The sequence below is a fragment of the Acinetobacter sp. GWC1_38_13 genome (assembly GCF_001767535.1).
Lineage (GTDB): Bacteria > Pseudomonadota > Gammaproteobacteria > Pseudomonadales > Moraxellaceae > Acinetobacter > Acinetobacter junii.
The window spans coordinates 21,670-28,226 of the sequence record NZ_MELG01000130.1 but is presented as its reverse complement, the minus strand read 5'-3'; the positions used below and the strand labels follow the sequence as shown (position 1 = coordinate 28,226).

The following is a 6,557-nucleotide window of genomic DNA, read 5'->3' as shown; positions in this document are numbered from 1 at the left end:
AGCATGTTTAATTCGTCTGATCACAGATACTTTATAAAGTATTTTAGTACTTTTTTGAATCCGTCAATGCGTAAGTCCTAAGGAACTTGGTTATTCTATAATCTAAAAGTTTTATTCAACTCGGGGAAGATACAAAAATGAAAAAAATAGTTTTAGTTTGTGTGCTGGGAATGTTTGTAACTTATACAAATGCGCATTCGGGTGGTACAAATAAACAAGGTTGCCATACTAACAGCAAAACAGGTGATTACCACTGTCATTAAAGTCTACAAGAGGTCAAAAGACCTCTTTTTTATGAGTTGAAATAAAATAGTAATGTAATCATTAATGCAAAAGCCCCATACAAAGTATGAGGCTAACTTTAAAAATTAGTTTGTTAATACGGAGATTTCGGCAGTTGTATAGCCTCGCTCATAAAGGATACTGTGAATCGCATTTTTTATGCTTTGGCAGTTGGTTTTTTTAAACCTTTTAAAAAGTTCAAAGTCACAGTGATGACTTAAATTGAACTTTATTTCGAGCGCTTTTGAATCTGGAGTTGAATAAAGAGAAGTTAAAAACTTACGTATTCGGGGTCGCATATAAACTATTAAGCAATAAAGATGTACTCATCATATCAAGTCTATAAAAATTGAAAAGAGATTTTTTATCATGTCATTTTATTGATAGCGGCTGAGTAATGCTAAAAACTCTTTTAACTCTTCTTTATTAATCGCATCTTTATCTTTGATTACATGCTCTTTTAGATGTGCTTCAATCAATTGATTCATTAATCCATTCACAGCACCACGGACTGCAGCGACCTGTTGCAGTACTTCTATGCATGATTTGTTAGGGTCGGCCAAACTCTGCTCAACGGCGTTGATTTGTCCTTGAATACGCTTAACCCGATTTAAAATTTTTTTGTCTTGATGCAAATGAGACATAGCATTTCTGTCCAAACTAAATATACTGTAGGGGAGTATTATTGATGGCATAAAAAAATGCAATATCTAAGTAATGTTAAAAGCAACCATACGCATCAATTCGATGAAGGAAATCCGCTAGCGCAGAAGAAAATTTTAATTGCGACAATCCTGACGGGCGTCATGATGGTCTTTGAAATTTTTGGAGGTTGGTTCTTTAATTCGATGGCTTTACTTGCAGATGGCTGGCACATGAGTTCACATATGCTGGCATTGGGCTTAGCATATTTCGCATACCGAATGGCACGTAAATATTCACAAGATCAGCGATTCTGTTTTGGTACATGGAAGATAGAAATTTTAGCTGGATACTCTAGTGCGATCTTACTCATGGTTGTGGCATTGTTTATGGGAATACAATCGGTGGAGCGCCTATTTAATCCCGTCAATATTCACTATAACGAAGCAATATCAATTGCAGTGATTGGTCTTGCTGTGAACTTTATTTGTGCTTGGTTACTACACGATAGTGGGCATCATCACCATCATCACCACGAACATGATCACCATCATGATCATGGACACCATCACCATGATGAAGATGGGCATCATGAACATGATTTAAACCAGAAAGCGGCTTTCTTACATGTCGTTGCAGATGCTGTGACTTCTGTATTAGCGATCATTGCATTATTTGCAGGTAAATTTTTTGGCTGGGATTTCTTAGATGCAGTTTTGGGTATTGTAGGTGCATTTCTAGTCGCACATTGGTCTTGGGGGCTTATTCGCGAGACAGGCAAAACTTTACTGGATGCTGAAATGGAACATCCAGTTGTTCAAGAAATTCAGGAAGTCATTGATGACTTAGATAGCCGAATCGTAATTACTGATATTCATGTATGGAAGGTAGGTAAAGGTAAGTTTTCTTGTATCTTGTCACTAGATGTAAGCAGTTTAAATATCACGGCAGATGAAGTCAGAAAAGCCTTATCTATTCATGAGGAAATTGTGCACGTTTCAGTAGAAATTAATACAAGTTCTAGACTCCAAGCTGCAGTATAAAAATAGATAAAAAGGAGCAGCTCATTTGAGCTGCTCTTTTTTTATATGCTTAGTTTAATGATAAGCCCTAAAATTGCAGCAGCACCGATGACTCTTAATACACTTTGATTGAATTTAAAGAGAGCAATACAAGCGAGTATGGTTATTACTGCAGCTATGTAGTCAAATTGCCCCTCAAACCCTTTTGGCCATAGTACATGGTAAGCAAAGAAGAGGGCCAAATTAAGAATTACGCCGACAACGGCTGCGGTAATTGCTGTCAGTGGTGCAGTAAATTTGATTTGATTGTGAGTGGATTCGATTACGGGTGCTCCACCGAGAATAAACACAAACGAAAATAGGAAGGTGAACCAAGTAACAATTGTTGCTCCAAAAGCACCAGCTAAAAACTTATGTTCAGGCCCTAATAGGTCAAGGTTGTACCCGCCCATAAACCCAACGAAAGCAACGACCATAATGAGTGGGCCGGGTGTGCTTTCACCCAACGCTAAACCATCGATCATTTGGGTTGGTTTAAGCCACTCATAGAAGTTAACAGCACCTTGATATACATAAGGTAAAACCGCATAAGCTCCACCAAATGTCATTAAGGCTGCTTTAGTGAAAAACCAAGCCATTTGTGTATAAGCGTGAGACCAGCCATAAGCTACTGTCAGTAATGCTATAGGGAGACACCACAAAATAATTGCAACAACCAGCAATTTAATCAAGCGAGACCATTTGAAAATGGCATATTCAGGTGTGGGAGTATCATCATCAATAATTGCTTTCCCGTAGTCTTTGAGACTTGATGCGTGAACATTGCTAGTGAATAATTTTGGGTCAAATTTACTTAAGAGATAACCACTTAAAGCAGCCAGCAGCACAATAAGGGGGAACGGAACATTAAAGGCAAAAATGAGAATAAATGCGGCACATGCAATAGCATACATATATTTATTCTTCAGTGACTTACTGCCAATACGATAGGTTGCATGAAAGACGATAGCGGTGACAGCAGGTTTAATGCCATAAAAAAGCCCTGCAATGACAGGTACATTTCCAAATTTTGCATAGACCCATGAAAGACCGATGAGAATAAAAAGGGAAGGTAAAATGAAAAATAGTCCGGCTATGATACCGCCTTTTGTTTTGTGCATTAGCCAGCCAATATAGGTTGCTAATTGTTGTGCTTCAGGCCCCGGAAGCAACATGCAGTAATTGAGCGCATGCATAAATCGCTTTTCAGAGATCCATTTTTTTTGTTCTACCAATTCTTGGTGCATGACAGAGATTTGGCCTGCAGGCCCGCCAAAGCTGATAAATCCGAGTTTTAACCAAAACAGTATGGCCTCTTTAAAGCTAACCTCTGGATTGGGCTCGAAATCGTTTTCTTGCAATTGATTCATGAATTCTCGCCTTTAAAATTGGTATATAGACCATCAAAAATGTGATTGGATAATTCCACCAACTGTTGATCAGCATGAATACTGCTTCTTAGTCCTTGTAATATTTTTTCTAGCCCAAGTGCTTCTGGTGGCTCATTTCCGCCAATATCTAGGTAATGGACAATTTCAGCGATTTTCAGAAGTGATTTATCGGCTAAATTAAAGCTGTGTAAAAGTACTTCGAATGACACAAGCTCACCAACATGGGTAAACGTTGCACCGTCAAAATCAAAACCATAAGCATCTGCTGGACAATCTTTAATATCTTGTAGCCAAATAAAAGTAGGGTCTTTATCAATAAATTTTTGAATGAGCCACGTACAAGCTAAACGATCCACCCAAGGTCGTTTTCGCGTAGCCCAAGTTTTAGATTGGAAGTCATGAAGATTAAGAGAAGGTAGATCACTATTTATAGAAGAGGGCTCATTTGATTCCCCTAGGTGATGAATTTTAAGTTCGAGTTTTGATATCGCGTTTAAGGCTGTGTTTTGTAATTCATTAGGAAAGAAATCAATATCGATGAGAGATGAAAGTTGCTTTCTTAATTTTCTAATGCTTTTTAAATGTTCATTTTTTTGCTCAACATTCAGTGAACTCTCTATTTCATTCAGTTGTAGCAAAAATTCAGAGTATTCACTTTTTCTATTAAATAGTTGAATTAAGTCTAAATTATTGTTGCTAACGGAATCGAATAGATAGGCAATGCCATCGGCACTTTGATGTTCGTCAATAATGGGGTCAAAGCGCTGCTTTTGTTCATTAGGTAGAACATATACACCATCACGCAGAGTTGCTGCACCACAGCTTTTGATGGAACGCCAAATTCTCATTCGAGCAGAAGAGTTTTGTGTGGAAAGGCTAGAAATGAGGATGCTTATATTCATGTTATAAACTTTACAAGTTTTGTATAGGTTATAACAATTTATTTAATTGTGGTAATTTTTATACTGAATTTGTTATTCAGGAAATCTGATATATTGTTTGCTGATATACGTATGGATCATCACTATATCTAAGAAATTTTCGGGTAGTGTACAGATCTTTTTTGCGGTAGTTTTTACGGTAAATGTAGAACAAGAATTAATGAAATTTATTAAAAATCAGTGTCTTGGATTGTGTTTATTGTGCGCGCTGAGCGCTACGAGAAGCGGATTGAAAAGCTGAGAGAATCCTACCGTAATACAAGCCAGATCTATCCTGATGCAGCGGATTTAAAACTGGAACTAAGTCTAAATGAGGGTGGAAATGAAATTATCGATTTGCGACAGTTAGAGCGATTTTTATCAAATTTCCAAAATAGTTTAGCCACAGTATTTTGGTATCGAACGCAGGTGGTCTATCGTTTTTATCGGATTGTGCGTGATGATGTTCAGCAGCGGTATGTGATCCACTTTTATCTGAGCTTTAACCGATCACTCTATGCTGATCCTTTGGGATATTGCAATGATAGCAGAGAGCACTGGATATCTGGGCACATGCGTTTATCCAGAAATGCATCATGAGCTTTCCGATGCTGATGCACAAAAAGCGCTGAGGGTTGAGCGGACTATGCAAGAAGAAGGGGGCTGTCCTTTGGGTGCATTAAATAGCATGCCGGAGAATCAAACGGGTCAGTTTGGGCTTCCGAATAGAATTTGCATTTACCCTAAAGGATTTAAATGGTTTGATGGAGCACCTGTACGGCGCTGAAAATTTATATCAGAGTCCTGCACTTGCTTGACGCTCTACAGCGTGCAGATTATCCTTAGCCTGCTGACCTACATCGTCAGTCGGTTTTGACAGACCGTTATCATCTAGCACATCAAAAAAGTAATTTTTTGGTGGCGAACTCGTTCGTCCCCCTTCGTTGCGGTAGGGCGAGGGAGGGACGCCTTGTGCGTGCCGGTTCCTAGATGACTGGTCTGTCAACCCTTTCTCGTTCTACCACCATTATTTGACAGTGATTTTGGTAGAACTTCTAAATCATCTAGGAGTACGCCATGCGCTTACATCAAGACCGTCTTTTATATTTCTCTTTTTTATGTGTGCCCGATCTACACCACAGGGGTAATGTGACCTGATGCTGTGTATTTCATGCATTGCTGTGTCGATCACTTTATAAGAATAAAACTTTTTCAAGTACATATTACCGATATGAAGATGAATCTCTCATGCTGTTTTGAGGGGCATAGATTTGTGTGCTTTATCGTCTATAACACTTCAAAAAAACATAGATATTCATTCCAACATTTATGACATGGGGAACACTGTGTCTGATTAAGACCAAGACCAGTGATGCCTATAAAAAAAGAGAAAATGATGATGTTTAAAACTTTCCTAAAAACTGCCCTGATTTCATCACTACTTGCAGGCGCATCATTGGCGCAGGCAGGCTGGTTTGCACAAGCCAGTGAATCCTACCTTGTTCAAGCACGTCATACAGGCGGTGGGGTTTATCAATGTCTTTATAAAACCAATCCTGGCAACCGTGGTTGGCGTAATTTCACGGTGAACTTTCAAGGTGGTTGTCCACGTTTTGTTCACTTTAATGCGCAGAATGGTCAAGTCACTGTGCCCAACTAAATGAGGGGAACATTCAAATGACCCAAAAAACCATATTGGGCTTGGCGGCAATCTTAGCCCTGACCTTGATCAGCATCGCAGGCTTCTACTTCTTTAGCCCTAAACACGCAACTGAAAAAACGGTTCCAGCCAACACTTCTGAGGTCAGCTCTGCACAACCTTTAGAATCTGCCAATTCAGAAGCAGTATCCACTGAGATTGCAGCAGCAGAAGTGGATGGGATCGATGTCAAAGAATTGACCATGGGAAGCAAGCGTTTGAGTCCATCAGATCATGAACCTGAATTGCTGAGTTTTGAGTTTGATCAAAACCTTAAGGCAGTGGATACCTTACTGTCGATGCTGCCTTATGATGAACTGCCTGAATTTGAGCAGGACAATATAGACAAGTATCAGCGCTATATCTTTGCCAAAGCCGCAAAAGATACAGGCAAATCAGTGCAAGACTTTAGCTTGCAAGAACATGGCGCACTGGAGTCGGAGCAAGCGGGTAATCGCTACTACGTCTATAAATTTGATAACGGCACAGACTGTGAAATCCATCTGGCCAGCATTGATTTAAATACAGGTGATTATGGCGTGAGCTATAACTACTGCTAAGG

Annotated in this window: 8 protein-coding genes; 5 read left to right on the top strand and 3 right to left on the bottom strand. The window is 39.2% G+C overall.

The annotated features are described in order from the left end of the window. Nucleotides 1-137: 137 nt before the first annotated feature. A complete protein-coding gene (locus tag A2003_RS14230; protein ID WP_004644597.1) occupies nucleotides 138-263 on the top strand; it encodes a YHYH domain-containing protein in 126 nt (41 codons plus the stop codon). 396 nt (nucleotides 264-659) lie between these two features. On the opposite strand, the gene A2003_RS14225 is transcribed toward A2003_RS14230, so the two are convergent. Next, entirely contained in the window at nucleotides 660-926 is a 267-nt protein-coding gene (locus tag A2003_RS14225; RefSeq protein WP_004644596.1) for a metal/formaldehyde-sensitive transcriptional repressor, read from the bottom strand. Between the two features lie 57 nt (nucleotides 927-983). Here A2003_RS14225 and dmeF point away from each other — a divergent pair, with 57 nt between their 5' ends. Next, nucleotides 984-1,967 carry a CDF family Co(II)/Ni(II) efflux transporter DmeF gene (gene dmeF, locus A2003_RS14220; RefSeq protein ID WP_002123401.1) on the top strand — a complete coding sequence of 328 codons (984 nt, stop codon included), beginning with the start codon at nucleotides 984-986 and terminating at the stop codon, nucleotides 1,965-1,967. A gap of 41 nt (nucleotides 1,968-2,008) precedes the next feature. Here dmeF and chrA read toward each other — a convergent pair whose 3' ends face one another. Both chrA and A2003_RS14210 read right to left on the bottom strand, forming a co-directional pair. After that, nucleotides 2,009-3,355 (bottom strand): chromate efflux transporter, encoded by a 1,347-nt coding sequence (chrA, locus tag A2003_RS14215; protein ID WP_279979077.1) that lies wholly within the window; start codon nucleotides 3,353-3,355, stop codon nucleotides 2,009-2,011. Then, nucleotides 3,352-4,278: a chromate resistance protein ChrB domain-containing protein gene (locus A2003_RS14210; RefSeq protein ID WP_002123395.1), complete on the bottom strand. Its 927-nt coding sequence runs from the start codon at nucleotides 4,276-4,278 to the stop codon at nucleotides 3,352-3,354. The genes chrA and A2003_RS14210 overlap by 4 nt, the downstream gene beginning before the upstream one ends. A gap of 240 nt (nucleotides 4,279-4,518) precedes the next feature. Between A2003_RS14210 and A2003_RS14205 the strand changes: the two genes are divergently transcribed. The 3 genes from A2003_RS14205 (at nucleotide 4,519) to A2003_RS14195 (ending at nucleotide 6,555) form a co-directional block, all read left to right on the top strand. Further along, nucleotides 4,519-4,896: a hypothetical protein gene (locus A2003_RS14205; RefSeq protein WP_004960814.1), complete on the top strand. Its 378-nt coding sequence runs from the start codon at nucleotides 4,519-4,521 to the stop codon at nucleotides 4,894-4,896. A 799-nt stretch (nucleotides 4,897-5,695) separates the two neighbouring features. Continuing rightward, nucleotides 5,696-5,956 carry a hypothetical protein gene (locus A2003_RS14200; RefSeq protein ID WP_002126044.1) on the top strand — a complete coding sequence of 87 codons (261 nt, stop codon included), beginning with the start codon at nucleotides 5,696-5,698 and terminating at the stop codon, nucleotides 5,954-5,956. A gap of 17 nt (nucleotides 5,957-5,973) precedes the next feature. Next, nucleotides 5,974-6,555 (top strand): hypothetical protein, encoded by a 582-nt coding sequence (locus A2003_RS14195; protein WP_004960804.1) that lies wholly within the window; start codon nucleotides 5,974-5,976, stop codon nucleotides 6,553-6,555. Nucleotides 6,556-6,557: the final 2 nt, after the last annotated feature.